Origin of the sequence: Selenomonas sp. WCT3 (genome assembly GCA_900100835.1) — a bacterium.
Taxonomy (GTDB): domain Bacteria; phylum Bacillota; class Negativicutes; order Selenomonadales; family Selenomonadaceae; genus Selenomonas_A; species Selenomonas_A ruminantium_E.
This window is the reverse complement of the sequence record FNCM01000002.1, coordinates 62390-86903: the sequence shown is the minus strand read 5'-3', so window position 1 is coordinate 86903 and position 24514 is coordinate 62390. Positions and strand designations below refer to the sequence as shown.

General features: G+C 47.0%; 29 protein-coding genes and 6 tRNA genes. 26 read left to right on the top strand and 9 right to left on the bottom strand.

Features of this window, described 5'->3' with window-relative positions; translation table 11 throughout:
• The first annotated feature begins 129 nt into the window (after positions 1-129).
• The 7 genes from metA to BLQ36_RS02105 all read left to right on the top strand — a co-directional run bounded on the left by metA (position 130) and on the right by BLQ36_RS02105 (position 6475).
• Positions 130-1065: a homoserine O-acetyltransferase MetA gene (gene metA, locus BLQ36_RS02135; protein WP_074513763.1), complete on the top strand. Its 936-nt coding sequence runs from the start codon at positions 130-132 to the stop codon at positions 1063-1065.
• Between the two features lie 84 nt (positions 1066-1149).
• Positions 1150-1794: a hypothetical protein gene (locus BLQ36_RS02130; protein WP_074513762.1), complete on the top strand. Its 645-nt coding sequence runs from the start codon at positions 1150-1152 to the stop codon at positions 1792-1794.
• The gene (locus BLQ36_RS02125; protein ID WP_074513761.1) at positions 1794-2693 is read left to right on the top strand and encodes an ROK family protein; all 900 of its coding nucleotides are present in this window, start codon (positions 1794-1796) and stop codon (positions 2691-2693) included. Before BLQ36_RS02130 ends, BLQ36_RS02125 begins: the two co-directional genes overlap by 1 nt.
• Positions 2694-2824: 131 nt before the next feature.
• On the top strand, positions 2825-3703 hold the full coding sequence (locus tag BLQ36_RS02120; RefSeq protein ID WP_081342185.1) for an LPP20 family lipoprotein: 879 nt from the start codon (positions 2825-2827) through the stop codon (positions 3701-3703).
• A gap of 141 nt (positions 3704-3844) precedes the next feature.
• Complete coding sequence (locus tag BLQ36_RS02115) at positions 3845-4594, top strand: zinc ribbon domain-containing protein (protein WP_074513759.1); 750 nt, start codon at positions 3845-3847, stop codon at positions 4592-4594.
• 12 nt (positions 4595-4606) lie between these two features.
• Positions 4607-5560, top strand: a complete 954-nt coding sequence (locus BLQ36_RS02110) for a serine hydrolase (RefSeq protein WP_074513758.1) — start codon at positions 4607-4609, stop codon at positions 5558-5560.
• Between the two features lie 225 nt (positions 5561-5785).
• Positions 5786-6475 carry a zinc-ribbon domain-containing protein gene (locus tag BLQ36_RS02105; protein WP_074513757.1) on the top strand — a complete coding sequence of 230 codons (690 nt, stop codon included), beginning with the start codon at positions 5786-5788 and terminating at the stop codon, positions 6473-6475.
• A 68-nt stretch (positions 6476-6543) separates the two neighbouring features.
• On the opposite strand, the gene BLQ36_RS02100 is transcribed toward BLQ36_RS02105, so the two are convergent.
• The 7 genes from BLQ36_RS02100 to dhaL form a co-directional block, all read right to left on the bottom strand.
• Complete coding sequence (locus tag BLQ36_RS02100) at positions 6544-7302, bottom strand: sulfite exporter TauE/SafE family protein (protein WP_074513756.1); 759 nt, start codon at positions 7300-7302, stop codon at positions 6544-6546.
• Between the two features lie 130 nt (positions 7303-7432).
• Positions 7433-7507, bottom strand: a tRNA-Glu gene (locus tag BLQ36_RS02095).
• A 3-nt stretch (positions 7508-7510) separates the two neighbouring features.
• Positions 7511-7585: transfer RNA gene (locus BLQ36_RS02090), tRNA-Glu, on the bottom strand.
• Positions 7586-7591: 6 nt separating this feature from the next.
• A tRNA-Glu gene (locus BLQ36_RS02085) sits at positions 7592-7666 on the bottom strand.
• A gap of 3 nt (positions 7667-7669) precedes the next feature.
• Positions 7670-7744, bottom strand: a tRNA-Glu gene (locus BLQ36_RS02080).
• A gap of 24 nt (positions 7745-7768) precedes the next feature.
• Entirely contained in the window at positions 7769-9229 is a 1461-nt protein-coding gene (gene gltX / locus BLQ36_RS02075; RefSeq protein WP_074513755.1) for a glutamate--tRNA ligase, read from the bottom strand.
• Positions 9230-9349: 120 nt separating this feature from the next.
• Positions 9350-9973 carry a dihydroxyacetone kinase subunit DhaL gene (gene dhaL, locus BLQ36_RS02070; protein WP_074513754.1) on the bottom strand — a complete coding sequence of 208 codons (624 nt, stop codon included), beginning with the start codon at positions 9971-9973 and terminating at the stop codon, positions 9350-9352.
• Positions 9974-10286: 313 nt separating this feature from the next.
• On the opposite strand from dhaL, the gene BLQ36_RS02065 reads away from it, so the two are divergent.
• The 15 genes from BLQ36_RS02065 to BLQ36_RS01985 all read left to right on the top strand — a co-directional run bounded on the left by BLQ36_RS02065 (position 10287) and on the right by BLQ36_RS01985 (position 21549).
• Positions 10287-11189 carry a LysR family transcriptional regulator gene (locus tag BLQ36_RS02065; RefSeq protein WP_074513753.1) on the top strand — a complete coding sequence of 301 codons (903 nt, stop codon included), beginning with the start codon at positions 10287-10289 and terminating at the stop codon, positions 11187-11189.
• A gap of 1 nt (position 11190) precedes the next feature.
• Entirely contained in the window at positions 11191-11589 is a 399-nt protein-coding gene (locus BLQ36_RS02060; RefSeq protein WP_074513752.1) for a thioesterase family protein, read from the top strand.
• A 146-nt stretch (positions 11590-11735) separates the two neighbouring features.
• Positions 11736-12428, top strand: a complete 693-nt coding sequence (locus tag BLQ36_RS02055) for a response regulator transcription factor (protein WP_074513751.1) — start codon at positions 11736-11738, stop codon at positions 12426-12428.
• A gap of 25 nt (positions 12429-12453) precedes the next feature.
• Complete coding sequence (locus BLQ36_RS02050; protein ID WP_143558663.1) at positions 12454-13863, top strand: ATP-binding protein; 1410 nt, start codon at positions 12454-12456, stop codon at positions 13861-13863.
• Positions 13864-13933: 70 nt separating this feature from the next.
• Positions 13934-14782: a dTDP-4-dehydrorhamnose reductase gene (gene rfbD / locus BLQ36_RS02045; protein ID WP_074513749.1), complete on the top strand. Its 849-nt coding sequence runs from the start codon at positions 13934-13936 to the stop codon at positions 14780-14782.
• Positions 14783-14984: 202 nt separating this feature from the next.
• Positions 14985-16250, top strand: coding sequence for a serine/threonine transporter SstT (gene sstT, locus BLQ36_RS02040; RefSeq protein ID WP_081342184.1), 1266 nt, complete (start codon positions 14985-14987; stop codon positions 16248-16250).
• Between the two features lie 142 nt (positions 16251-16392).
• Positions 16393-16695, top strand: coding sequence for a hypothetical protein (locus BLQ36_RS02035; RefSeq protein ID WP_143558655.1), 303 nt, complete (start codon positions 16393-16395; stop codon positions 16693-16695).
• 162 nt (positions 16696-16857) lie between these two features.
• Positions 16858-17154, top strand: a complete 297-nt coding sequence (locus BLQ36_RS02030; protein ID WP_143558654.1) for a hypothetical protein — start codon at positions 16858-16860, stop codon at positions 17152-17154.
• A gap of 49 nt (positions 17155-17203) precedes the next feature.
• The gene (locus BLQ36_RS02025; protein WP_074513745.1) at positions 17204-17590 is read left to right on the top strand and encodes a hypothetical protein; all 387 of its coding nucleotides are present in this window, start codon (positions 17204-17206) and stop codon (positions 17588-17590) included.
• 485 nt (positions 17591-18075) lie between these two features.
• A complete protein-coding gene (locus BLQ36_RS02015) occupies positions 18076-18537 on the top strand; it encodes a DUF4225 domain-containing protein (RefSeq protein ID WP_074513743.1) in 462 nt (153 codons plus the stop codon).
• A 477-nt stretch (positions 18538-19014) separates the two neighbouring features.
• Complete coding sequence (locus tag BLQ36_RS02005; protein WP_074513741.1) at positions 19015-19218, top strand: hypothetical protein; 204 nt, start codon at positions 19015-19017, stop codon at positions 19216-19218.
• A gap of 241 nt (positions 19219-19459) precedes the next feature.
• The gene (locus BLQ36_RS02000) at positions 19460-19846 is read left to right on the top strand and encodes a hypothetical protein (RefSeq protein ID WP_074513740.1); all 387 of its coding nucleotides are present in this window, start codon (positions 19460-19462) and stop codon (positions 19844-19846) included.
• A 387-nt stretch (positions 19847-20233) separates the two neighbouring features.
• Positions 20234-20617, top strand: a complete 384-nt coding sequence (locus BLQ36_RS01995) for a hypothetical protein (RefSeq protein ID WP_074513739.1) — start codon at positions 20234-20236, stop codon at positions 20615-20617.
• A 219-nt stretch (positions 20618-20836) separates the two neighbouring features.
• Positions 20837-21271, top strand: coding sequence for a hypothetical protein (locus tag BLQ36_RS01990; protein WP_074513738.1), 435 nt, complete (start codon positions 20837-20839; stop codon positions 21269-21271).
• Positions 21272-21342: 71 nt separating this feature from the next.
• Complete coding sequence (locus BLQ36_RS01985) at positions 21343-21549, top strand: hypothetical protein (protein ID WP_074513737.1); 207 nt, start codon at positions 21343-21345, stop codon at positions 21547-21549.
• A gap of 99 nt (positions 21550-21648) precedes the next feature.
• On the opposite strand, the gene BLQ36_RS01980 is transcribed toward BLQ36_RS01985, so the two are convergent.
• Both BLQ36_RS01980 and BLQ36_RS01975 read right to left on the bottom strand, forming a co-directional pair.
• A tRNA-Ser gene (locus tag BLQ36_RS01980) sits at positions 21649-21739 on the bottom strand.
• Positions 21740-21750: 11 nt separating this feature from the next.
• Positions 21751-21839: transfer RNA gene (locus BLQ36_RS01975), tRNA-Ser, on the bottom strand.
• A 116-nt stretch (positions 21840-21955) separates the two neighbouring features.
• Here BLQ36_RS01975 and murI point away from each other — a divergent pair.
• From murI to BLQ36_RS01955, 4 genes are all read left to right on the top strand, one after another.
• Positions 21956-22735 (top strand): glutamate racemase, encoded by a 780-nt coding sequence (gene murI, locus BLQ36_RS01970; protein ID WP_074513736.1) that lies wholly within the window; start codon positions 21956-21958, stop codon positions 22733-22735.
• A gap of 86 nt (positions 22736-22821) precedes the next feature.
• A complete protein-coding gene (locus BLQ36_RS01965; protein WP_074513735.1) occupies positions 22822-23253 on the top strand; it encodes an acyl-CoA thioesterase in 432 nt (143 codons plus the stop codon).
• A gap of 27 nt (positions 23254-23280) precedes the next feature.
• On the top strand, positions 23281-23832 hold the full coding sequence (locus BLQ36_RS01960) for a hypothetical protein (protein WP_074513734.1): 552 nt from the start codon (positions 23281-23283) through the stop codon (positions 23830-23832).
• Positions 23833-23846: 14 nt separating this feature from the next.
• Positions 23847-24506, top strand: coding sequence for a coenzyme F420-0:L-glutamate ligase (locus tag BLQ36_RS01955; RefSeq protein WP_074513733.1), 660 nt, complete (start codon positions 23847-23849; stop codon positions 24504-24506).
• Positions 24507-24514 lie beyond the last annotated feature (8 nt).

The following is a 24514-nucleotide window of genomic DNA, read 5'->3' as shown; positions in this document are numbered from 1 at the left end:
GGATAAAACCTTCCTCATATGAGGGAGGTTTTTTGTTTGTAATGTTGTAAGGAATAAATTTATGGTATAATAGAAAAGCATGTGCATAAAAGAAAAGATTATGCGAATCGAGAGTAAGGAAGTGGTCAGATGCCAATAAAAGTACCGAATGCGCTGCCAGCGGCGCATATTCTTGAAAGTGAAAATATTTTCGTTATGGATGCGGACCGCGCCTATAGTCAGGATATCCGTCCGCTGAAAATACTGATTCTGAACCTGATGCCGATTAAATACATCACGGAAACGCAGCTGCTGCGTTTGCTGGGCAACTCACCATTGCAGGTTGAGGTGGACTTTATCTATACGGAAACCTATGTGCCCAGCCATACCCCCAGTGATTATTTGGCACAGTTTTACGGCACCTTTGACGAGGTGCGCCATAAGAAATACGATGGGATGATTATTACCGGGGCGCCGGTGGAACATATGGAATTTGAAGAGGTTGCCTATTGGGATGAGGTATCCGAAATCATGGAGTGGAGCAAGACTCATGTGTATTCGACTTTCCACATTTGCTGGGGCGCTCAGGCAGGCCTTTACTATCACTATGGGATTCCGAAGTTCCAGGTTCCGGAAAAGATTTTTGGCGTGTTCAAACATCGTAAATGCGTCGAACACGAGCGCCTGCTGCGGGGCTTTGACGATGAATTTTATGTACCCCATTCCCGGCATACCGAGGAGCATAAAGAGGATATTTTGAAGGTGCCGGAGCTGACGATTCTGGCAGAATCGGACAGCGAGGCCGGGCCGTATATCATTGCCAACCTTGAAAAGCGGCAGTTCTTTATCACGGGCCATGCCGAATATGACCCAACGACGCTGAAACAGGAATACGACCGGGACTTCAAAGCTGGGATGAATCCGAAGATTCCCCAGAATTATTACCCGGATGATGACCCGTCAAAACAGCCCATTGTGCGCTGGCGCAGTGTAGCGCATCTGTTGTTTGCCAACTGGCTGAACTATTATGTCTATCAGGAAACGCCTTATGAGCTGGATGAACTCTATAAGGAAAGCGAATACTGATAACAAGGTGTTCAGTATTTTTTCAGTTGAATCTGATAAAATTATTATATTTGGATGAAAAATAGAAACGTAGGGGGACTTGTTATGAATAAGCGATGGGGTGCCGGAATTCTTGCAGCAGCAATGATTTTTATGGCAGCACCGCAGGCAGATGCTACGGAGGTAATTTCCGAGGACGTCTACCAGTGGGTGCAGTCTACGGCTCGTCAGAATTATTATTTCAACAAGCAGCAGTTTTATTTTGCCCAGGATGATGCGGGGTATATGACGCCGGATATCCTTTTGGTACCGGTACTTAAAACCTATGACCAGGTGCAGATTCGCGATGTGGTATCGAAGCGCCGTTGGAAGGGATTATCCACCAGCGGTTATGATGACCTGGTGGGTTGTGCAGAATATTTGAAGTTCAACCTCAAAGAGCAGACGGTTCAGGTTACGAAACACGATGACTTGGACAGTGACTGGGGCGTACTCGGTACAACTACGTCGGATAAAGTGGTGAAAATCACCGAGCTTTCGGATAAGGATGTGGATGCGAAATTCTATCGCGCTATTTTGCAGTATGCGTCTAGCCACTACCAGGAAATTTATGACCGCACCCAGACGGTTAAAGGGGCCAAGGCACCAAAACCAGAGGTGAAACGGCCGACAAAAGAAAGCGCGAAAGACTCCAAGGATAAGAAAAAAGGCCGCGTTACCAAAAGCAGCAAAAGAGGCGTTCGTGAGTAATGCAGAAAAAATTTGTGACGATTGATATTGGTGGCATGGCCATCAAATATGGATTGGCAGATGAAAGGGGAGTCTTTCTCGAGAAGAAGAGCCGGCCGACGCTGGCTCGCGAGGAAGGCGGTGCGGGAATCCTTCGCAAGGTAGTGGAGATTGTAAAGCACTATCAGCAGGATTTTGTTCTGGATGGCGTTGCCATCGATACGGCGGGGATTGTACGTCCCGATGCCAGTGGCGAGATTGTCTTTGCTGGCGAAAAAAGTTTCCCTGGCTACACGGGCGTGAAGCTGGGGGCTGCCGTCTGTGAGGCCTGCGGCGTTAAATGCGTCGTGGAAAACGACGTCAATGCGGCAGCTTTGGGGGAATATTGGCAAGGCGCTGCCCGCGGGGCAGGCTCTGCCTTTGTCATGACCGTGGGAACCGGCGTCGGCGGCTGCTTCGTGCTGGATGGTAAGATTTGGCATGGAGCGGGCTTTAGTGCCGGTGAGGCCGGTTTTATGCGCATTCACGGTGACCACCGCGTGTTAGAGGAAGTGGCTTCGGCTCGAGCTATGATTGTGGAAGCGGCAGCATCCCACAACATTTCCCCGGCGGAACTTCATGGCGAGACGGTCTTTGAATGGGCGATGAGCGGCGACGCCGACGCCGTGCTGGCGATTGAGCACATGGTGGATAATCTTTCCGAGGGCATTGCTAGTATTTACTGCCTGCTAAATCCGGAAGTCTTTGTCTTAGGCGGTGGAATCATGGCCCAGCAGGAATATCTGCGGCCGCGTATTGAACAGCGTCTCGAAGAATTGGTGGTGCCAGCTATGCGCCAGGCAACGCGGCTGGAGTTCGCCAAGCTGGGGAATGACGCCGGTATGCTTGGTGCTTTGTACAGTCTGTTACAGAAAAGTTGATTCTTTGTTGAGTCAAGCAACTATTTAATGAAATTTAAATACAGTTGCAAGAGGATTTTAACAGTATATGTATAATATACAAATAGGAAGGATAATGTCTTCATTTAACAAGCAGAAATGAGGGGAGAAAAATGAGAAGTGTATCAAGGATGATGGCAACGGTTGTTGCCGTGTTGTCGATTATGGTTTGCTCTATGGCGTCCGCATTAGCTGCCACCAGTACGATTGACTGGAATGACAGCGTGGTTCGTGTTGCTGGTTATGGTGTTGCCCCGGCCAATGCGCGTACCCCGAGTTTGGCACGGCTCATGGCCCGTCGGGCAGCTATCGCCGATGGCTACCGCCAAATGGCAGAAGCTGTTGCGGGAGTAAGTGTCGATGCGGATACGACGGTTGAGATGGCGGCGGTATCGAATGATGTGGTTCGTACTCATGTCAGTGCGGTAGTAAACGGTGCGAGAATCGTATCGGAGCGCGTGGTTGGTGACAGCTACGAGGTTATCATGGAAGTGCCGATGTTCGGTGTCCGCTCGATTGCTGGTGCCGTTATGGGACGCCCAGACCGCATCGAAGCATTCCCATCGCCAGTGACTTCGGTAGCTCCTTCGCCGGTGCTGACAACGGGGTCGGCAGAATCCGCTAAAGGTTCTTCGGCAGCTTCGGCTCCCTCTGGTCGTGCCATTGGTGGCTTTACGGGCCTCATCGTTGATTGCCGCGGGCTGGATATCAAACCGGTTATGAGCCCGGCTATCTACAACGACAATGGTCAGCCAATCTACGGTTATAAGAACCTTGACTACGACAAGGTCGTAGAAAACGGCATGGCTGGTTATGCTAAGGATATGGATCAGGCTCGTCGTGCTGGTTCGAATCCGCTGGTTGTTCGGGCGGTATCGCTTATGAAGCACAATTCCTGCCCGGTACTCTCCACGGCGGATGCCAATCGTGTCCTGATTGAAAATGGTGCCAGTCATTTCCTGGATAAGACGAATGTCGTCTTCCTTCGTTAAGTGAAATATGAAATTATAGCGGGAAAGCTTTTAGGCTTTCCCGTTTTTGTGATATCACGGTAATTTTTGCTGGTTGGCAGGAATTTTGCGAGATATATCGTATAATAGTATCGATTCAGGAAAAATGAAGGAGGATTTGCTATGGCAAATTTTTGTAAAAAATGTGGGGCACCGTTGAACCCGACCAGTAAATTCTGCACGAAATGTGGCGCACAGATTGTGGACACGCCGCCACAACAGGCGCCGGTACAACAGCCGATGGTGCAACAGTCGTATCAGCAGTCATACCAGCAGCCCTATCAGCGGCCTTATCAGGCCCCGGCTAAATCCCAGAGCGATAACCCTATGATTATTGGGTTATTGGTTTTGGTAATACTGATTTTAGGCGTATTTGTGGGTTATTATATGTACACGAACGCAGGCGATAACGGGCAGGCAAATTATTCCAAAATCGAGAAACAGGCACCGGGAAGCTCTGGTGGTGCTGAAAAAGAGCAGCCAGCACCGGCAGGCGCAAATCTTGATGAGCTGGTACGGGAAAAGGATTCGATTGATACCGCTATTGGCGAACTGGCCAACCGCATTAATTCCCATCTGAGCAGTCATTCCAGCTTCCGTGGTTATGATGGGCTGAAGAATGATGCCAAGGCGATTATCGACCGTGCCAACAGTGCCAAAGACCGGTTGAATGGCATGAATGCCGCCGACAATGCCAAGAAAGAGGCGCTGATGAATTTGTTCTCCTTGGAGATTGATCGTGCCCAGGGCCTTTACAAGGGAATCGTGGACAACCAGAATGGCGGCGACTATTCCTTAGGGTTCCAGCAGGGAACGAAGGCATCGTATTCCTTTGATGCAGCCAACTCCAGCTTTAATGCAAATTACAAATAAGCGAGGCAGGATATGAGGAAGGTCAAAATTTTGCTGGCCGTTATTTTGTTGCTAGCCCTTTGTGGTGTTACTGCTGTTGGCTGCGGTCTGTTGGGAGAAAATAAAAAAGCCCAGGAAAGGCAGGATTCCGTGGCAGCTACTGCACCGGTGGAAGTCCAGGCGGCTGAGCATAAGCCGAAAGGCCGGGAGCAGCGCTTGCAGCTGGAAGCCTCATTGCGACAGCTGATGGACAAAGATTCGGCAAAGTATCAGGTGTATGTTTTCTTTCCCCAGTGGGATGAACCACTGGTAATGGGGGACGGGCCTCAGTCTTCGGCCAGTATCATCAAGATTTTTATCTTGGGTACGGCCTATGAATTGGCGGAACGTGGTCAGTTGGAACTCAATCAGCAGGTCACGGTCCATCAGTCGGATATGGTGGGGGGCGCTGGTGTCATAAACGGCAGGAGCGGCGAGCCGGTTTATACGGTGCGGAAGCTTTTGGAGTTGATGATAACGGAAAGTGACAATACCGCTACCAACGTGTTGATGGATACCATTGGAATCGAACGCATTCATCGCTTTATGAGGGAACACGGCTTCCAGGATTCCGTCCTCCAGCGCAAGATGATGGATTTTGAAGCCCTTCGCGCCGGCAGAGACAATTTCACTACGGCTGCCGATGTGGGGAAGTTTTTCCGCGTTTTGCGGGAACATAAGCTGGTCAGTGAAACAGCTGACAGCGAGATGATTGCTATCTTGTTTGGGCAAACGGATACGGAATGTTTCCCTCAGGCATTGCCACAAGCCAGGATTGCCCATAAGACTGGTGAGTTGTCTGGCGTATATCACGATGCGGGCATCGTTTATGAAGCAAATGACAGCTATGTGCTTTGCATCTTGAGTACGGACAGCCGTGGCCGCGGCAACACCCTTTCTACCATGTGTGATATGGCCAAAACAGTGGATACTGCTTTTCGTCCGTGAAGATAGCAAATAAGAATATGGATTGACTCCCCCGCAGCAGCCGTTATGGCTATTGCGGGGGAGTCCTTTTTCTGGCTGGGCGTTATTCGCGTAATCATTTGCTTTTATTTGGGCGATACTGGCAGGATTCTAGCAGCGTGGCGCCGAAAATAGCAAGTATCCATAGAAGTACGTAAATGGTGGTTTAGAACAGAATGGTTCTAGCGAATAGCGAGGATAGATAGAATGGCCAACTATTGTACGAAATGCGGCGCGACGTTAGAGGGTGAGGTAAAATTTTGCACGAAGTGTGGAGCTCCAGTGACACCGCCACCGCAAAATAATGCCGGATGGACCGGGCTTTCCGTAGATCCCTATGAGAGTGGAAGGCAGCCCCATAGGGAAGAGGATGATTCCGCGAAAAAGATATTGGTTTTGTTGTTGTCCGTGATATTGGGGCTGCTGGTATTTGGCGGGATTGGCTATTACTTATATACGCAAATCATGGACCCGCTAAAAATTGCGCCGGAGTCCTCTTCGCATAAGTCGAATCCTGTGGACAGCAAGGATAAAACGGATGCTGCGAAAAAGGATGCCGCTATTAAGGACAAGCAGCAGGAAAAGAAAGAGGCGGCGCCTCAGGTGGTGGAAGATAAACCAAATTGGCATTGGATTCAGGATACGACTACCGGGGTGTGGCTTTGGAATCCGGAACCGACAGAGGGGGAGTGGATTGTCTGGAGTGGCGACTATGTAACCGATGGTAATTACCGTTATGCTAATGGCCCTGGGGTGCTTACCTGGTATAAAAATGGCAAGGTGATTCAGGTGGATAATGGCTCTTTTGAACGGGGCCGCCATCATGGAAGATTTACGCATAAATTCCCCAGTGGCAAAGTGAAGTACAGCAACTGGAGTCATGGACGAGAATTATAAAAATTGTGATTGTGTTGAAAAAAAAAGCCCCCAATCCATCTGCTTGTTGGACGGATTGGGGGCTCCTTTTAATGGAACAATATCATGATAATGCTGCCGATGGCTGGAAGGGCGACGATGGCGGCTTTTAGCAGTGGCAGTGGGGCGAGATGAGTGCCTTTAGCACCGAACCAGGCGCCAATCATAAGACCGGCCAGGGTCTGGATGAAAATCATAAAATCCAGGCGGTCGTTAAACAGGTAGCCGAGTCCACCGGCGGCTGAAATTGGCAGGATAATCATCATGCAGGTGCCGATGGTTTGCAGCAATGGTACGCCGAAGATTACCATAAGGGCCAGCTGAATGTAGGCAGCGGCGCCGATGCCAAAGGCACCGGAGAGAAAACCGGTGATAAGACCGGTCAAAAGGCCGTAAATCCAAAGCTTGCGGCCGGTTAAGAGTTCCGTGCGCATGGGGGTGTGAGCGGCCAGCCACTTGTCATGATAAAGTTTGATATAGAGAATCACGGCACTGGAGAAAAGCATGAGGCCGGTGATGTCGCTTAGAAAATCGGCTGGCATGAGGTTGGAGACATTCGCGCCTAGGAAGGCGCCGCTGATGCCGCCGAAGCCGATGATGGCACCTGTTTTTACCACAACTTCCTTTTGCCGGAAGTGACTGATGGTGCCGGATAGCATGGTAAATACCATGGAGGCCAAGGCAACGGCCAGTGCGGTGTGAATCGGAACGTGGAAGCCCACGGTGAGCAGAGTGATGGTAACCCCGGCACCGCCAGCTCCGACAAAGCCAATCAGAGTTCCGAGCAGCAGCATAGAGAAGAATAACATGGGAGGATTCACAGCCTTTCTAGATGGTTAAAGTGTTACCATTCATTATAGAAGTTTGCCGGGAATTGTCAAATGAGGGCAGGAGAAGACAACAAAAAAGCCAGGACATAAATCCTGGCTTGTAATTTCCTGGTGACACCTATGGGATTCGAACCCATGAACCCGGCGTGAGAGGCCGGTGTCTTAACCACTTGACGAAGGTGCCGATTGGTGACGCCTATGGGATTCGAACCCATGAACCCGGCGTGAGAGGCCGGTGTCTTAACCACTTGACGAAGGCGCCGATATTTGGTGACACCTATGGGATTCGAACCCATGAACCCGGCGTGAGAGGCCGGTGTCTTAACCACTTGACGAAGGTGCCGATTGGTGACGCCTATGGGATTCGAACCCATGAACCCGGCGTGAGAGGCCGGTGTCTTAACCACTTGACGAAGGTGCCACGTAACTGACTTGATTAATTATATTACAGGTCTTGCAAATTTGCAAGGCTTTTTTTCAATCTTTCCAGAGAAATTTCCTTGCCCAACAGAGAGAGCAGTTCCGTAGCACCGCCCGGCGTTACTTTCTGGCCGGCAACAGCGATGCGGAGTACCCACATGACGAGGCCTTTCTTGAGTTCTTTTTCTTCAATGAAGGCTTCCAACTTGGCATAGAGGCTGTCGTTGTTCCACTCGGCTTCGTCGACGTTTTCGATGAGTTCGACGAGAGTTGGCAGCAGCTCGACGGCTTTTTCCACCGTAACCTTGTTGCGCTTGTTGATATAGAGCTCAGCATCGAAGGCAGGCATGTCAATCAGGAAGCTGATTTCGTCTTTGATTTCGCCGAAGCGGGTAAGGCGGGTTTTCAAGAGAGCTGCCAGGGATTCCCAGTTTGCTTCGAGATAGTCCGGCAAATCGCCTGCGAAGTCGTGAGCCTTTTTCGCGAAACCTGCATCGTCCATTGCTTTGAAATACTCGCCGTTAATCCAGCCGAGCTTGTCATAGTCAAAGACTGCCGGAGATTTGGAAAGACCTTCCAGGCTGAAATGAGCGATGAGCTCATCCATGGAGAAGATTTCCTGATTGGTGGTTTTCGGATTCCAGCCAAGCAGGGCAACGTAGTTGACGATAGCTTCCGGCAAGTAGCCCATGTTCACCAAATCGTCAAAGGAGGTAGCACCATGGCGCTTCGAGAGCTTGGATACGGAGCCATCCTCATTCTTGCCCATGACCGGTGCAAGGTGGATGAAGGTTGGCGTCTCCCAGCCGTAAGCCTGGTACAAGAGGTTATATTTCGGCGTGGAGGTGATGAACTCAGCGCCGCGCATGATATGGGTGATGCCCATCAGATGGTCATCGATGACGTTGGCGAAGTTGTAAGTCGGCATGCCATCGCGCTTCAAGAGAACCTGGTCCTCCAGTTCTTCATTCGGGATGGTGATGTTGCCGTGCAGGACATCGAAGAACGTAGTCTCGCCGGTAAGGGGCATTTTCTGACGGATGACGTAGGGGTCACCGTTTTTCAGATGTTCGTCGATTACTTCCTGGGGCAGGTCGCGGCAGGTGCGGTCATAACCACCGAACTGGCCGACAGAGTGGTCTTCGTCTGGGTCACAGAAGCAGTAGTAAGCATGGCCGGAGGCTACGAGCTCCTCAGCGTATTTCTTGTAGATATCCATGCGCTCACTCTGGATGTATGGGCCGCAGTCGCCGCCGATGTCGGGGCCTTCGTCCGGAACGATTTTGGCCAGTTCCAGGGTGCGGTTGATAAAGTCGACTGCATCCGCAACATAGCGGGTACGGTCCGTATCCTCGATGCGCAGGATGAAATCACCTTTCTGTGCTTTGGCGTAAAGGTAGCCGTAAAGGGCCGTGCGCAGGTTGCCGATGTGCATATAACCCGTCGGGCTCGGGGCAAAACGGGTGCGGACTCTCTGTTCAGTCAATGTTGTTTCCTCCTATATAAATAGATAAAAGTGTGTCAAATTTTCTTCTAAAAGTATACTACATTCCTAGGATACGGGCAAATAAAAAGCCTTCCGCAGTGGAAGGCCGTATAGACATGGTCAGTTCTTCAGGAACTGATAAAGGGCACGGTACATCACCATCGAGCTTACAGCACCTGGATCTTCGATGCCGATGCTGCGTTCACCTACCAGGCTGGCGCGTCCCTTGCGAGCGGCAATGGTTTTCGTGTAATTGACACCTTCGCCAGCTGCCCGGGAAGCATCCTGAAGGACTTCGAATAAGGTCTTGTCCTGGGCGTTTTCCGGCAGGAAGCAGTCGCGAACCGGAATCAAAGTATCCAGCATGGTTTTGTCACCCTGTTCGGCATGACCGCGTCTCTGGATAGCGGCGATGGCAGCACTCAAAAGTTTTTCAATGCTTCCTACATTCATGTGCGTTTCTTCGTCACAGGCCTCGCCAGCACTGACAAATCCAGCACCGTAGAGGGGGCCGGCAGCGCCGCCGACATTCTGAATCAGGGCTTTGCCGATTGCCTTGAGTACAGGGCCTGGCATAGTAGTATCATCCATTTCCTCGACAGCTTCTTGCGCTGCGCGGAAGCCGCGAGCCATGTTTAAGCCGTGATCGCCATCGCCGATTTTGGCATCTAACGAAGTAAGATAATCCTTTTGGGCAATTACAGCTGCTGCAACAGCATCCAATGCATCTTTGATTCTTGTCATTCGAAAACTCCTTTTCTATAAATTGGGTAATTAATGGGGATTAGGGAATAAACTCTATTGCGTGGAGGCAATAGAGAATGATTCGTAATATTGTACCATAATATTATAGCATGGTTAATCTAAAGCACAAGTGTGAATTGACAGAAATATGGGATAAGAGTTACAGCTTTACATAAGATTTGGTGGATGGAGCGCGTTTTTCTATAAAAAAATCGTGAAATTGTTTGCCTATTTCTGGCTGAAAAAGTATAATAGCAATAAGGTTCAGTATAGTAACTATGTGTATTACGTTATAGATTGAAAGAGGGTTAATATGGAAATCAAGGATATGCGGGCGTTTTATGCAATCGTCGAGGAGGGCAATATCAGCCATGCCGCCCAGCGGTTGGACATTGCACAGCCGGCTTTGTCCCGGCAGATGAAGCGCTTGGAGACGGCATTGGGGGTTCAGCTTTTTGAGCGCGGCAGCCGCCGCATCCGCCTGACCGATGCGGGACGGGTCATGTATGCCAGAGTTGAGCACATCCTGGGAATGGTGGATGGCACCGTTCGTGAGATTACGGAAATCGGTTCGGGGGTAGCCGGGTCGGTTCGCATCGGTACCATTACTTCTTCGGGAGCTATGCTGCTGCCGGAACTCATCACGGAGTTCCACTCCCGCTATCCCAATGTTACCTACCAGATTTGGGAGGCTGAGGGGTCGAGAATCCTGGAGCTGCTAGATAATCGCGTCATCGAAATTGGTGTAACGCGCACCCAGGTGGATTCCAAGGTATATGAGTCCATCGTTTTGCCTAATGAACCCTTTGTACTCATCATGAATAAGAACGATGAGATCGGTGAGGCAAAAGACACGGTTCGCATGGAAGAACTCAAAGACGTTCCTATTATTATCCCCCTGCGGTGGCAGTCGGTTTTCGTGTCCAACTGCCACAAGCTAGGCTTCGAACCCAATGTGGTTTGCGTCAGTGACAGTATTGTACAGGATTTGCTGTTGGCTAAAATGGACATGGGCATGGCGCTGGTGCCGATTTCTTCCAAGAATCTGCTGACAGATGGCAACCTTATATATAAGAAACTGGTGGAACCGGAAATGAGTACCCACACGGTAGTGGCATGGCTCAAGAACCGTACCCTTTCTTCTTCCAGTGAGCATCTCATTAACCTGTTCCGGGAAATGTATCTGAGCGAAGGCACAGAAGGAGGCCGAGGCTAATATGGAATTAACGGAAATAAAGATTGGTCTTACCAATAGGGTTACGGAAATGGTCACCGAGCAGAATACCGCTGTGACCATGGGCAGTGGCAACCTGCCGGTCTATGCAACACCGGCAATGACCTGCCTGATGGAAAAGGCAGCAGCAGAGGCGTTGGAACCACTGCTGCCGGAGGGCTGGACTACGGTGGGAATTTCCCTGAATGTTGCCCATAAGGCCCCAACGCCAACCGGGATGGAGGTTCGGGCAGAGGCAGAGGTGGTGGCCGTGGAGGGGCGCAAGGTGACCTTTACTGTTCGGGCTTTTGATGGACGGGAAGAAATTGGAAGCGGCACCCATGAGCGCTTTGCAGTGCTGCGGGAAAAATTCACCGCCAAGGCGGAAGCGAAACGGTGCTGATTCCACGGTGTTTTCCGGGTTATATTTGAATTAGAAATGAAGGGCGGGGGTTTAATTTCCCCGCCTTTCGTTATATCATAGTAATATAGTTTATTAGAAAAATTATGCAATCCACAGGGATTACTAATATTCGGAGGGATATAACTATGGGAAATCCACGTATTTTTATTGTTGAGGACGAGCGGCGTATTGCCCGTTTCCTTCAGATTGAGCTGGAGCATGAAGGATATGAGACAGCTACGGAGGACAACGGTCTGCATGCTTTTGAGCGCATTGCCCAGGAAGATTACGATTTGGTACTGTTAGACCTCATGCTACCGGATATGGACGGCATGACGATTTGCCGTAAAGTACGTGAGATTTCCGATATTCCTATCATTATGCTGACGGCTCGCGACGACGTGGAAGACAAGGTCAATGGTCTCGACATCGGTGCCGATGACTACATGACGAAGCCCTTTGCTATCCAGGAGCTCTTGGCCCGCGTCCGCAACGCGCTGCGCAAACCTCGTGGCGATGGACGGGAACTCGAAAACGAGGGCGAGAAACTGCAGGTCCGCGACCTCGTCATGTATCCGAGCCGTTATGAGGTTCGGGTGAAGGGCGAGGAAGTTCAGCTGACTAAGAAGGAATACTCCCTTTTGGAATACTTGCTTCGCAATAAGCGCAATGTCCTGACCCGTGACCAGATTCTCCAGGAAGTATGGGGCTATGATTACACGGGCGACACGAACGTTGTCGATGTTTATATCCGTTACCTGCGCGCGAAAATTGATGACCATTTTGATGAGAAGTATATCTTTACGGTTCGAGGCGTAGGTTATGCGATCAAGGAGTAAGGCTTGGCTTCGTCATCCCATGATGATGTTCAACCGGTTGCGCTATGCGCAGATATCTACGAAGATTACCTGCTTTTATGCGTCGGTCTTACTGTTGGTCCTTATCCTGACCAGCGTGCTGACAGGATTGGGCGTTTATTTTTCCTTTTATCACCAGGCGGAAGTGGAAATCGAAATCAGCATGAATCATGTCCTTGAGCGCATGCATCAAGGACGTCCCATGGGCGATGATTTTTGGCGCGATGACCTCATTATGCCCGGTGTAGTCCTGCGCATAACGGATTTATCCGGCCGGACGGTGTACGAAAATGATGCGCACTATCCATCGATTCGCCGCATCGAAGAAAACACCATGAAGAATCCGCCCTTTTGGGCAAATCGGGACATGCAGGTTGCAGAAGTGCGCAACATGACCATTTATCATGCGAAGATGGACGTGGAATACCAGGGACAAGTCTATCAGCTTCATTTCTTCAAGACGATTACGGCGGAAAAGCATTTCTTGGAGACGTTGCAGAAAATCTTGTTCCTCATGACGATATTAGGGTTCGTGCTGGCTCTGTTGGCAGGGTATTTTGTCAGCAAGCGGATACTGCTGCCCATTCGTGAAATGACCGCAACGGCGCGCAAGATTGAGGTAGAGAAGATGGATCGCCGCATTTCGGTGCCGCCGGCCCATGACGAACTCTCGGAATTGGCTGAGACCTTCAACCACATGCTCGAGCGGTTGGAGGCTGGGTTCAAGCAGCAGCAGCGTTTCGTATCGGATGCTTCCCATGAGCTTCGGACGCCAGTCACCGTTATTTTGGGATATTCCGACTTGCTTTCCCGCTGGGGGCGGCAGGATGAAGAGATTCTCGACGAAGGTATTTCCTCCATTCGTTCCGAGGCGGAGGACATGCAGCAGCTTATCGAAAAGCTGCTGTTCTTGGCGCGTGCTGACCAGAAGCGGCAGGTTCTTCACAAAGAGCGTATTGAGCTTTCGGAACTGCTGGAAGATGTCATGCGCAAGATGAAGCTGGTAACGAAAACCCATACGGTTGATTTGCTGGAAAATGCCCAAGGGGTTATTTTCGCAGACCAGGTCACCATGCGTCAGATGATACGCATTTTTTTGGAGAACAGTACGAAATATACGCCCCAGGGAGGCCGTATTACCGCCAGTTCCCACCGTCTGCCAGAAGGTGGTTTTATTCAGCTGGAACTGGCTGATAATGGCATCGGTATCGCCAAGGAAGACCAGCAGAAGGTCTTTGAGCGATTCTACCGTGTCGATGCATCGCGTACTAAGGCTGAGGGCGGTGTTAGTGGCACCGGCCTAGGGCTTTCCATTGCCAGCTGGATTTGTGAACAGCATGGAATTGAGATTTCCATGGACAGTGACCTGGGTAAGGGCACGAAGATAATTTTGAAGATTCCTTTGGTAGAAGGATGAAGGGATATGTCTCTCCCGGATAGGGGAGAGACATATTTGTATGTAGAGATGAGAGAAAGGATGTATAGAGATGAAGGTTTTGGTTACGGGGGTGACGGGACAGTTAGGTTTTGACTGTGTCCGGGAATTAGAACAGCGCGGCTTGGAGGTGCGTGGGGTATCCAGCCGTGATTTTTCCTTGACCGATCCGGTGGGAATGCGGGAGTATATGGAGGCTTACCGTCCTGATGCCGTGATTCACTGTGCGGCTTATACAGCCGTGGACAAAGCCGAGGATGAACCGGAACTTTGTGAGGCCATCAATGCCGAAGGTACACGCTATCTGGCGGAACTCTGCCGGGAGCTGGCGTGCAAGATGGTCTACATCAGTACGGATTACGTGTTCCCCGGAACAGGGGAGGATTACTATGAACCGGATGATAGCAAAGCCCCTTGCAATGCTTATGGCCGTTCGAAACTTCATGGGGAAGAAGCGGTATTGGATTTGCTGGAGGAATACTTTATCGTTCGCATTTCCTGGGTGTTTGGCATCAACGGCAAGAACTTTATCCGTACGATGCTAAAGCTGGCAGAAAATCATAAAGAACTCACTGTGGTGGATGACCAGATTGGTTCCCCCACCTACACCTATGATTTGGCGTGCCTGCTGGCAGATATGGTGCAGAGCGATAAATACGGTGTTTATCATGCGACCAATGAAGGTGTCTGCTCCTGGGCGGAACTGGCAGCGGAAACCTTCCGCTTGGCAGGAAAGGACGTAAAGGTTACGCCGGTCCCCTCGTCAGCGTATCCCACCAAGGCAGTGCGTCCGAAAAATTCCCGCATGAGCAAGGCATGTCTGGATAAAGCGGGCTTCAAACGCCTTCCCCAGTGGCAGGATGCGGTAAAACGCTACATAAATGAGCTGAAAGAAAACTAAATAATAATAACGTCTCTTGTATATAGACATTTTACAAATATATTCGTCTCAGTTTGTACCTGACATAAATGGTTCACCGGAGAAAAACATTTTTACTAAAATATGTTGCAAGATTGTAAAGTTTAGTATATACTAACACATGTACTTATTGCGCGGACGGATTCGCGTTGTTTTGTAAAAGGTTGTAAAGGAGATGGTTAGCATGTCTAATCAGTTAAAAAAGATTGGCAGGAAGTACCAAGAGACGGCACTGATTAAACTCATTGCCGTTGGCTTGGTTATTGGTATTATCCTAGCGGTATTTGCACCGCAGACGGTCCCCGTGATTTCTATTTTCGGTGACCTCTTTGTACGGGCCCTCAAAGGGGTGGCGCCGATTCTCGTGTTTGTGCTGGTCATGAATGCGATGGCCCAGAAAAACGCCGATGCCAGCGCCTCGATGCGCCCGATTGTCAAGCTCTATGTGATTGCTACGTTCCTGGCATCGCTGGTAGCGGTTGGTTTCTCGTTTGCCTTCCCGACCAGCCTGCAGCTGCAGATGGCAGACGCCAAGCTCGCTCCACCGAGCGGCATCCTGGAAGTCTTACATAACTTGATTTTGAGTGTGGTGGACAATCCGATTCATGCAATCGCTTCGGCGAACTACATCGGTATTTTGGCTTGGGGCGTTCTTTGCGGTCTGGCTTTGCATAATGCTTCGGATACCACGAAAGTCATGATTAACGATTTGGCGAAAACGGTAACGAAAATCGTTCAGTGGGTTATCCGCTTTGCGCCGTTTGGCATCATGGGACTCGTGGCTAATGCGATTGGAGAAAGTGGCCTCGGCGCGCTTTTGGGTTATGTCCAGCTGCTGGGGGTTCTGCTCGGTGCATTCTTCTCGGTAGCCCTTATCATGAATCCGCTAATCGTTTATGCACATATTCACCGCAATCCGTTCCCGTTGGTTTGGACGACGCTGCGTGAAAGCGGTATCTATGCATTCTTTACGCGCAGTTCGGCAGCGAATATCCCGGTTAACCTTTCGCTTTGCAAACGGCTGCATCTCGATGAAGATACCTATTCGATTTCCATTCCGCTGGGAGCAACGATTAACATGAGCGGCGCTGCAATCACCATTGCGGTCTTATCGCTGGCAGCCGCTCATACGTTGGGCATTGATATTGATATGCCGACGGCACTCTTGCTCTGCATTATCGCGACGGTTGGTGCCTGTGGTGCGTCCGGTGTCGCTGGTGGCTCACTGCTGCTCATCCCGGTAGCCTGCTCGTCGTTTGGTATCGGTAACGACATTGCTATGCAGGTCGTTGGTGTTGGCTTTATCATTGGCGTGTTGCAGGATTCCTGTGAAACAGCACTCAACAGTTCCAGCGATGTACTGTTCACCGCTACGGCTGAATTTGCCAAACGGGCAAAAGCTGGTACGCTGACGGCAGAGGACATGGTTCCGGCAGTGGATGAAGACTAAGACAAGAAAAAAGTGATTTTTAAACCTCCTGTTCAGGATTATTCCTGGACAGGAGGTTTTTTTATGTTCATCAAGGTAGGATAAGAAAAAGTTAATGATATTTATAGAGTTTATTTAGAATTTAGGTATAGGGTAATAGAAGGTGGGAGATGCGTCTGCCAATAAAGCAATGATTTGGACAAACCGAACTTTTATGGCAACCGATTATCCGGGAATTCATCAAACGTATCAGGCAACTAAAACATGGGGGAAAACCTTTGGCTTGGTAAGTACTGTTATGACTGGAAAAAGTTTATATGATGATTGGCATAATTATCAAGGTGTGAATTGTGCGAAAACTATGATGATTGATACTGGAGCATTTATAGGAGGATGGATGGTAACAGCTGGTGTGGCATATGTCGCATCTTTTTTGCGGTTCCGACAGTTGTTATTTTTGGAGTAACAGTATTAGCTGGGGCGATGGTATTGTTAGGCTCTGAGTCATTAAAAGATAAGATTACTAGGAAGAATAAATGATGAAAAGTGAAAAAAATATTTACCGTTGGTGGCTATAATATCCTATGGGATAGGACATTATATATCAACAAATTTTTTAATAGGAGTAATGACGGTATGTATAATTATGATAGCTGTATTTTTGATACGGTATATTAACGATGGTATGCCATTAATAGTAGTATGGGTATTTGGTTTGCTTATGATCTCAGGAATTGGCGGTGTTGTAGCGGCGGCTTTTAATTTAGGTAGTGATATGATAGTAAATGCTATATTTATACCAATGTTTATTTATTTCGTTGGTTTAGGGATGCTTTCTTTTAGAAAATGCAAATCAGTTTCTTATAAAGCATGGGTGGGAGCATTTTGTATAATGCTTTTATTGGTGATAAATTGGTCATCATAAAGAATTCAATGTCCTATTTATTTCTATAAAAAGGTAGGGGATAAAGATAATGAAACCAAAGAATAAGGCATGGATTATTGGAGTTGGGATGGCATCTTGTGCGATAGGTCAATATTTACTGCCTAAACAAATGGTTATATTATTATCGATAGGTATAGCCTGTTTATTGCTGCCGTTGTTCCTTTTCAGGAAATATAAATGGCCACGTATAATGATTTGGTTGATTGTTATGTCTTTGTTAATTGCGATAAATGTTATCGTGTTAGAGTTTGGGGTTGTTAGCAGAGATACTGGTATAAGTTTTTTGTTTTCATTATTATTAGGAGAATTTCTGGGGGCGGGAATTTTATCATGGGATCAATATAGGGATATTTCGTATAAGTTTTTTGGAAGTGCGGTTATAATTATATTGATGGGAATAATTTCTAAGTTATGATTAGCAATAACGGCATTTGAAGCTGTTGAGGATGTGATTACTGGACATGATGTGGATGAGAAGGATGATGAATAAATGACACATTGGACGTATGCAATGATAAGTTTATGTTTGGTTATGAGCTTTCTTGTTAGTATCGTATGGCTATTAATTACCTTGTTTTTACGGAAGTGGCGATTGAGGTCATTGGCATTGTCCTTTTCGCTGTTGATGATATCAACTTTAGAAGCATCTTTGATGACATATGATTATGGGTATGCGTGTATGATATTAGCTATTTCACTTTTTTCTTGGGGGGGAGGATTGTATATAGATGAATTGCGAAGAAAGGCAAAGGGGATGGATATCCCGAAGTGGTATAGATATAGAAAATTATTTTTTATTGTAGCGGCGATAACTATGTTGTTTTATATTTATTGGTGGCCAGAGGAATATCAGAAATACGAATATATGATTCCACCTCAATATAGATTGGAAAATATGCATTGACAATAGTAGTCATATATGATGCTGGGACAGGGTTCGTTCAAATGACAGGAGGCTTAGTAGCAATTGGTGCAAGTGGTGGATTGGCAACAATACCAGCAGGGTTAACAGCTGCAGATGGGGCTAATAACTTTGTATATGGTGTGGGAGAGGTAATATCGGCAGTAAAGGATGATCCTAATTATGCATGGAATCCGTTGGAATCAGGCTATGAAAATGTAGCAGAAGCCTTGGGGGGGAGTAAACAAACTGCCGATGAGTTGTATGATATGCAGGAATATGCGTTAAGTTTTAATGGCGTGCGTAAAGATTTAGGTAAATTAGCAATACACGAGATTACGAAAATGAATACAGTAGTCGATGGAATAGGTGTTGCTAAAAATTTGTATACAGCTGTGTCGGATCAATATAAGGGCATGATGGAACAAATGGAAAAGAGGAATGATAATGCAACTGATTGATAAGTGCTCAAAATTAAGGCAAAGACTTGATTTCAGAATAGATAGAGGAAAAATTTGGTTGTTTGGGCCTTCAGCCATTTAAATTATTTGGTGTTCTTTTAGGGGGATTTATTGGTGAGTACTTATATAGGAGTATTCAGTATTATAAACGAGGTAATCCTTTAAATTTATCGGGACGACAGTTTCAAAGTAGTTTGTTTCGATTATGTATTATGATGTTTTTGCTTATCGTTATAATAGCGGTAATACAAGGTATGCTTGAGTTATATTTTAATGTAAATTTGGTATGGATTACGGGAATAGAACCGGACCTAGAATATGATTAATATTATATTGGTAGATTGATGACTCTAGAATATTAATCATTGACCAATTGGGAGAAAAACGTAATGATAAATCTAATATATCTTAGATGACATATCTGTTTCCGATGAAGTTTCGGGATACATTGAGGCTGGTAAAACGTACGCTAGTGATATGTTGAGTCAAACGGTTGATAAGGTTAGTGATTGGGCAAGCGAAGCCAAAGACTATGTCAGCGATACGATAGATAAGGCGGCTGACAATGTTGGTGAGACAATGGAAGCTGCTTATGAATATGTTAGTGATATCGCAAGTAAGGTTGCTGATAAGGCTGGGGAAATGGTAGATACGGGGAAAAATATGCTAGTAATGCAATAGAACATACGGTAGAAAGTGCAGAGAAATTAACTGATGAGGCAAAAAATGTTGCTAGTACAGCGATAGATGATATCAAAGAACAATCGACAGGGTTCTGGGGTGCGGCAGCTGGTTTGACATATTTTGCTTCTTTTTTTGCAGTTCCGACAGCTTTGGTTTTTGGAGGAACAGTCCTTCTCGGTGCAGGAGTAACTATGATAGCTAACTCGCTGAAAGATTCAATCCCTAAGGAGGATAATAAATGAATAATACTAGAGAGTGGATACCATGGGTAGCTGTTATAACCTGTGCAATAGGAAAGTATATATCGGCGGATATTCTAGCTTATATAATGGCAATATGTGCGCTGAGTATATTTATATTTTTAGTACGTCATATTCGGGATGGAATGCCATGGATAGTAGTGTGGGTTTTTGGATCTATTATATTGATAGCAATTGGCGGAGTGGCAGGCGTATTTCTAAATATGAATAATGATTTGAAAGTATATCTTTTATGTGTGCCGTTTATAATGTTTTTTTTTCGGGTGGCAATATTTTCGTGGAAAGATTGCAGGTCAATGTCTTATAAGATGTGGATTGGTCTGTTTTCTACTATTTTGATCATGGTTATTTATAAATCGATATAAGATGTAATTAGTAATGAGATGTTAGAGAGTGGGGGAGATGATGCAATAGAGTGGACAAAGCGAAATTTAATGGTAACAGATTATCCGGGGATACATCAAACGTATCAGGTAGCTAAAACTTTGGGGGAAATTTTTGGATTGGTAGGAACGGCTATGACCGGGGAAAAGTATATAGGGTGATTTTTATAATTATCAAGGGGGCAATTGTGCAAAAACTATGGCTATTGATACTGGTGCTTTTTAGTAGGATGGAGCGTAACTTTTGGGGTAGGAGTTCTTGTTTCGTATCTGATCGCTCCAACAGCAGTGATGGGAGCCTTGGCTTTTGGTTGCTCTGTTGTTATGGGAGCAAAATCTTAAAAATGGTATCGATAAGGTGGATAAATAATGAATAATGATAAAAAATTGATTTCTAGCGTGGTTTTTATAGCGATGGGATTGTGTCAATATTTATCAACAGAAAATCAAACGATATTTATGTGTATATGCTTGGCATTTTTAGGAATATTATTCTGTTTTGTGGTTAGAAGAGTGTCATCGGTGTTGGTATATTTTTGGTTCGTTATAGTTATGGTTGGCTTGATTGCGGGAGTTTTATTTAATCAGGGAATTATTAGTGCTGATGCCAGTGATTATATTATATGTGGATCTTTGTCGTTGGTTTTTCTCGTCTTCGGTGCTTTGGCGTGGCCACAAAATCGAAAGATTGCTTATGGGGAGTTTTTTTGTGCCTTCATATGGATTATATTGCTTATGATTGTCAAGCTATAGTATTATACGAACTATCATTTGATAAGGATGTTTTTGGGGGTGTTTGGTTATGATGAATTAATTGCTAAGTTATAAGTGCTAACACCTGCATTTAAAGTTGGGGAGGATGTAGTTACTGATTATGATAAATTATCTTCTGCTAAGGAGTAGGCAAGAATATATATAGTTTAGTGACTGACCAATATAAAACAATGACGGAGCGATTGGGAGAAAAACATAATGATGAATCTAATTGATTGGCTTAATGAAAAAAAGAAGCTTACGGATGCTATGATTGATCGCGGTAAACTATGGATGCTTTGTTCTCGGAAACGTTCATATGGTTTTTGTTTTACAATAGCATATCTTATATTATTTTGGAATTACTGGTCGTATTTTTTAAGGCAGGGAATACTGGGAGTTCAGCCATTTAAATTGTTCGGGATTTTGTTTGGTGGTATGGGAGGGGAATGGTTGTATAGATGTGGTCAGTATTTTTTGCTAGGAAATCCTGAGAAATTGTCAGAAAAAGAATTTCAAAAAGAAGGGTTATATGTAATTGGGGGAATAATTATTGTCGGTATGTTATTGATAATAATACAAATATTGGTGTGGAATTGTTGGCATGTTGATTTATCTTGGCTGACTGGCGTTGGGCCAGCAATGCGTCGTTGATAAGTAAGAGGCTATTGTAGCAGATTGATGAAAGTGTAGTGTAATAAACTCATTGGAAGGAATGGTGACATATGATGAAAATATTTCTGGCGGCAGGTGTTTTCCAGGCACTGGGGGTCGTTTTGCCGCTGGTTACACAAGTTGTTATCGATAAGGTTATTGTGAACCATGGGGTAGTTACGCTTAATGTGCTCTGTGGCGGCTTGTTGATTGTTTTGTTGTTCCAATTGCTTATGGATTGCAGTCGTCGTATTTTGTTTGCTCATACAAGCTGGTAAGGTGGAACTTATCCTGGGGGGTAAGTATTATCAATTGTCATCATTAGAATAAGGATAAACAAAAAACGCCAGGTTTAAAACCTGGCGTTACATTTCGTATGGCGGAGTGGAGAGGATTCGAACCTCCGCACCGGTTACCCAGCCTAACGATTTAGCAAACCGTCCTCTTCAGCCTCTTGAGTACCACTCCATGTATTTATATGGCGGAGAGGGTGGGATTCGAACCCACGCACCTGTTACAGCCTACCGGTTTTCAAGACCGGACTCTTCAACCACTTGAGTACCTCTCCATAGTGAACAGATATATTATAGCAGGTCGCAGGATGCCTTGTCAAATGGCAAGGGGACTGTTATAATAGCCTTTGAATTATTTTCGTAAGGACTAATGCGTTTAGGAGCTGAGTGCATGAAAATCGCATTTTTTGATTCGGGAGTTGGCGGCTTGTCGGTGCTCCATCACGCCATGAAGGTTCTGCCCCATGAACAGTTTGTATTCTTTGCTGATGAAGACCATGTTCCCTATGGAACGAAGAGCAAGCAGCAGGTTCGTGATTATGTGGCCGAAGCTTTTGACTTCCTCATGACGAAGGATGTTAAGGCAATTGTTACGGCTTGCAATACCGCAACTTCGGTGGCTGTGGCAGAAATGCGCCGCCGTTATGATATTCCGATCATTGGCATGGAACCAGCGGCCAAAAAGGCGTTGGATATGGATGGGGAGCATCGGGTCTTGGTGACGGCAACGCCCATTACCGTAAAGGGCCGCAAGATGGAACTGCTCATTGAAAAGGTGGACAAGGACCATCTGGTGGATAGGCTGGCACTGCCAGGGCTGGTGGAGTTTGCTGAGCGGCAGGAGTTTGAATCCCAGGCTGTGACCGATTATTTGACCGGTCAATTTGCAGGCTTTGACTTTTCGCAGTATTCGGCACTGGTGCTGGGGTGTACCCATTTTAACTATTTTAAGGATACGATGCGGAAATTGCTGCCGGATAATGTGCAGTTTGTGGATGGCAACGAAGGAACAGTCCGGGAGCTTATCCGCCGCCTGAAGGAACGCAATCAGCTGGAACAGAATCGCCCATCGGTGGAGTATTATTATTCCGGACGTCTGGTTGAGGAGGATAGGGAACTTTCCCGGCTGCAGAGTTATCTGAAGCGGTTGGAGAAGATGTATAGGATTTGACTTGACTTTAGGCAGTATTTGTTCTAGGCTATACATTGTATTTTGTAAGTAATTAAGGAAATAAGATTTCCGTCGGGAGGGATTGCATGCCGGTCATTACGGAACATCACGTGAATTTTTACGATACGGATGCGATGGCTGTAGTTCATCATTCCAATTATATCCGCTGGTTTGAAATCGGCCGGGTGGAATATCTGCGCTCTATCGGCATTACGTTGGGGGAGCTGATGGATGATGGTTTCGTATTTCCCATTACGGATGTACGGGCGAAGTATGTTTCGCCGGGGCGATTCGATGATGTTGTCTTGATTGAGACGACACCTACGGCGCTTACCAAGGCTAAGATGGCCTTTGATTACCGGATTATCCGCAAAGCCGATGGCGAGGTTATGGTGACTGGTCATTCCCAGAATGTGTTTACCAGCAAGGAAACTGGACATATAACCCGTCTGCCGGAAAAATACTATCGGATATTAGCGGCGGCAATGGCGAAAGAGAAGGCTTTGTCGTCGAAATAACTAATGGATTTCTAGGGAGGAATAATTGTGACAATCGTATACGTTATTGTTGGTCTGATTGTACTGGCCGTAGTAGCAGCTAACCTTTACCTGGCTGTTGCAGGTAAGGAGGACATTCGTGTGGATACGAGTGCGCCGGTGGTTGTGGAGTCTCAGGATGAAAACAGCATCGTGCTGTCGAAAAAACTGAACTTCTATAATGAAGGCAAGCAGTGCGCAACCATCATGGATGCCATTAACCACATCCAGCTGCCCTATGAGCAGTATGATGGAATCGCGGTCAAAGGTATTGCAGAACGCGAGGGTGAGCCCCGCGAGGATGAGTATTTCGAGGCTGTCCTGATTCAGAAAAAAGGCGATGCCCATGGCGAAGATAAGCTGAACATTTACGCCAAGGTCAAATTGACGCCGCGCAAGGGTATGAGCCTTAATGAGGCCCTTTCGCATATGGTTGACCTACCGGTTGACTTTATTTGGATGGAGACGGGCCGTACGCCGTGGCATTACCGCAAAATCCGTTTGGTATTTACTGCTGAAGAGATTGCCAAGTTGGCAGACGTCCAGCTGGTACAGGACTAAGGAGGCACGAAACAATGGCAGAAGAATTAGAACTCATCCCGGTGCCGACGCGCATCCTGACTGAGAAAGATGACATCGTTGATGCGATTGAACGCTATACGAAAGATAAGATTGGTGAAAATGACCTGCTTTGCTGTGCAGAAAGCGTAGTAGCTATCACCCAGGGACGTTATGTACGCCCGGAAGACCTGAAAATCAGCAGGGTAGCACAGTTCTGCTGCCGGTTCATTCCGGATTATGGCTCTTTGGCTTCGCCCCATGGCATGCAGTCGCTGATGAATGTTGAGGGCAAGTGGCGCGTAGCGTTTGCGCTGTTTGCAGGCTTTATTGCAAAAATCTTTGGCAAGTCCGGCATGTTTTATGTTTGGGGCGGCAAGGAAACGGCTATGATTGATGACGTAACGGGCACGATGCCTCCTTTCGATAAGTGCATCGTTTATGGTCCGGGCGAGCCGAATGAAGTCGTAAAGAAAATCCAGCAGCGCCTTGGCTGCTTTGGTGCGATGATTGCGGACGTCAATGACCTCAAGCGTTCCCGCGTGGTCGGTGTTACGGATAAAGTCGATGGCCCGAAGGCTGCACAGCTGCTGATTGATAATCCTTTCGGCAATGCATCTCAGAAAACGCCGATTTGCATCATCAAGAACTACAAGCAGTATCAGGAAAATAACTAAGACGGAAT

What these genes read in the sequence shown, in the direction of transcription:
- metA (WP_074513763.1), top strand. Translation starts at nt 130, where the DNA reads ATGCCAATAAAAGTACCGAATGCGCTGCCAGCGGCGCATATTCTTGAA.
- BLQ36_RS02130 (WP_074513762.1), top strand. Translation starts at nt 1,150, where the DNA reads ATGAATAAGCGATGGGGTGCCGGAATTCTTGCAGCAGCAATGATTTTT.
- BLQ36_RS02125 (WP_074513761.1), top strand. Translation starts at nt 1,794, where the DNA reads ATGCAGAAAAAATTTGTGACGATTGATATTGGTGGCATGGCCATCAAA.
- BLQ36_RS02120 (WP_081342185.1), top strand. Translation starts at nt 2,825, where the DNA reads ATGAGAAGTGTATCAAGGATGATGGCAACGGTTGTTGCCGTGTTGTCG.
- BLQ36_RS02115 (WP_074513759.1), top strand. Translation starts at nt 3,845, where the DNA reads ATGGCAAATTTTTGTAAAAAATGTGGGGCACCGTTGAACCCGACCAGT.
- BLQ36_RS02110 (WP_074513758.1), top strand. Translation starts at nt 4,607, where the DNA reads ATGAGGAAGGTCAAAATTTTGCTGGCCGTTATTTTGTTGCTAGCCCTT.
- BLQ36_RS02105 (WP_074513757.1), top strand. Translation starts at nt 5,786, where the DNA reads ATGGCCAACTATTGTACGAAATGCGGCGCGACGTTAGAGGGTGAGGTA.
- BLQ36_RS02100 (WP_074513756.1), bottom strand. Translation starts at nt 7,302, where the DNA reads ATGTTATTCTTCTCTATGCTGCTGCTCGGAACTCTGATTGGCTTTGTC.
- dhaL (WP_074513754.1), bottom strand. Translation starts at nt 9,973, where the DNA reads ATGACAAGAATCAAAGATGCATTGGATGCTGTTGCAGCAGCTGTAATT.
- BLQ36_RS02065 (WP_074513753.1), top strand. Translation starts at nt 10,287, where the DNA reads ATGGAAATCAAGGATATGCGGGCGTTTTATGCAATCGTCGAGGAGGGC.
- BLQ36_RS02060 (WP_074513752.1), top strand. Translation starts at nt 11,191, where the DNA reads ATGGAATTAACGGAAATAAAGATTGGTCTTACCAATAGGGTTACGGAA.
- BLQ36_RS02055 (WP_074513751.1), top strand. Translation starts at nt 11,736, where the DNA reads ATGGGAAATCCACGTATTTTTATTGTTGAGGACGAGCGGCGTATTGCC.
- BLQ36_RS02050 (WP_143558663.1), top strand. Translation starts at nt 12,454, where the DNA reads ATGTTCAACCGGTTGCGCTATGCGCAGATATCTACGAAGATTACCTGC.
- rfbD (WP_074513749.1), top strand. Translation starts at nt 13,934, where the DNA reads ATGAAGGTTTTGGTTACGGGGGTGACGGGACAGTTAGGTTTTGACTGT.
- sstT (WP_081342184.1), top strand. Translation starts at nt 14,985, where the DNA reads ATGTCTAATCAGTTAAAAAAGATTGGCAGGAAGTACCAAGAGACGGCA.
- BLQ36_RS02030 (WP_143558654.1), top strand. Translation starts at nt 16,858, where the DNA reads ATGACGGTATGTATAATTATGATAGCTGTATTTTTGATACGGTATATT.
- BLQ36_RS02025 (WP_074513745.1), top strand. Translation starts at nt 17,204, where the DNA reads ATGAAACCAAAGAATAAGGCATGGATTATTGGAGTTGGGATGGCATCT.
- BLQ36_RS02005 (WP_074513741.1), top strand. Translation starts at nt 19,015, where the DNA reads ATGTTGAGTCAAACGGTTGATAAGGTTAGTGATTGGGCAAGCGAAGCC.
- BLQ36_RS02000 (WP_074513740.1), top strand. Translation starts at nt 19,460, where the DNA reads ATGAATAATACTAGAGAGTGGATACCATGGGTAGCTGTTATAACCTGT.
- BLQ36_RS01995 (WP_074513739.1), top strand. Translation starts at nt 20,234, where the DNA reads ATGAATAATGATAAAAAATTGATTTCTAGCGTGGTTTTTATAGCGATG.
- BLQ36_RS01990 (WP_074513738.1), top strand. Translation starts at nt 20,837, where the DNA reads ATGATGAATCTAATTGATTGGCTTAATGAAAAAAAGAAGCTTACGGAT.
- BLQ36_RS01985 (WP_074513737.1), top strand. Translation starts at nt 21,343, where the DNA reads ATGATGAAAATATTTCTGGCGGCAGGTGTTTTCCAGGCACTGGGGGTC.
- murI (WP_074513736.1), top strand. Translation starts at nt 21,956, where the DNA reads ATGAAAATCGCATTTTTTGATTCGGGAGTTGGCGGCTTGTCGGTGCTC.
- BLQ36_RS01965 (WP_074513735.1), top strand. Translation starts at nt 22,822, where the DNA reads ATGCCGGTCATTACGGAACATCACGTGAATTTTTACGATACGGATGCG.
- BLQ36_RS01955 (WP_074513733.1), top strand. Translation starts at nt 23,847, where the DNA reads ATGGCAGAAGAATTAGAACTCATCCCGGTGCCGACGCGCATCCTGACT.